This window comes from Halonotius pteroides, assembly GCF_003605635.1.
Lineage (GTDB): Archaea > Halobacteriota > Halobacteria > Halobacteriales > Haloferacaceae > Halonotius > Halonotius pteroides.
Map to the genome: position 1 here is coordinate 1 of NZ_QMDW01000099.1, position 1,079 is coordinate 1,079.

Annotated in this window: 1 protein-coding gene and 1 pseudogene; both read left to right on the forward strand. The window is 68.6% G+C overall.

Annotated elements, in window-relative coordinates:
* Positions 1 to 259 (forward strand): annotated as a pseudogene (locus tag DP106_RS15320) (riboflavin synthase); the annotation flags it as partial.
* Positions 260 to 307: 48 nt separating this feature from the next.
* Positions 308 to 1,079: MFS transporter (locus DP106_RS15325; RefSeq protein ID WP_133305196.1), on the forward strand; the 772-nt coding region annotated here is incomplete at its 3' end.

Below are 1,079 nucleotides of genomic sequence, written 5' to 3' on the forward strand. Positions count from 1 at the left end.
GCAGGTGGGCGACGACTGGTACTTCGGCTTCTCGTTGCCCGACTCGCTGGCGCGTTACGTCGTCGAGAAGGGATCGATCGCCGTCGACGGCATCTCCTTGACGGTGGCCGACCTCCGGGCGGACGAGTTCACCGTCGCCGTCATCCCTGCGACGTACGACCGCACGACGCTGTCGGAGAAGTCGATCGGCGATCCGGTTCACCTCGAGGTCGACGTGGTTGCCAAATACGTCGAGCGCCTCACCGAAGGGTATCGCTGACCGCGCACGAATCGGAACGCTTGGGACCCCGCGTTCCGAACGCCGTCCGTGACACGCGCTCGCCTCTTTGGCTCTCTCTGTGGGCTCGTCTTCTTTTTGAACCTCGCCAGGATCGTCTTCGCGCCGCTTTTGGACGTGTTCATCGTCGAGTTCGAAATCGGGGCGGCCACGGCCGGACTCGTCGCGACGCTCGTGTGGGTCGGGAGCGCCTCGCTCCGGCTTCCGACCGGCTGGCTGCTGACGAAGTTCCCGCGACATCGGCTCGTCGTCGCGAGCGGGCTGTTGCTCGCCGCCGCCTCGGCGGCCACCGCGACCGCGGCGACGCCCCGCCAGCTCATGGTCGGCGCGTTCGCGATGGGGACCGCCTCCGGCGTCTACTTCGTCGCTGCGAACCCGCTTTTGAGCGAGTTGTACCCCGAGGGCGTCGGCCACGTCCTCGGGATCCACGGCGCGGCCACCCAACTCGCCGCGGTCGTCGCCGCGCCGCTCGTCACCACCGCGTTGCTCGTCGATTGGCGGCTCTCGCTGTGGGCGGTCGCCGTCGGGGCGGCGATCACCACCGCTTACACTTGGATCGCCGCCCGCAGGACGGAGATGCCGCGGGCCGGCCGGGCGGATCGGGCCTTCCTCGCCGGCGCGCTCGCGGAACGACGCGTCATCCTGACCGCCCTCGCTCTCACCGGCGGGGCAGTGTTCGTCTGGCAGGGCATCTTCAATTTTTACGACCTCTACATGCAGTCGAAGGGGCTCTCGAAGGGGGCGTCGGGGGCGATGCTGACAGTGGTCTTCGCCAGCGGCGTCCCCGCCTTCTACGTCGGCG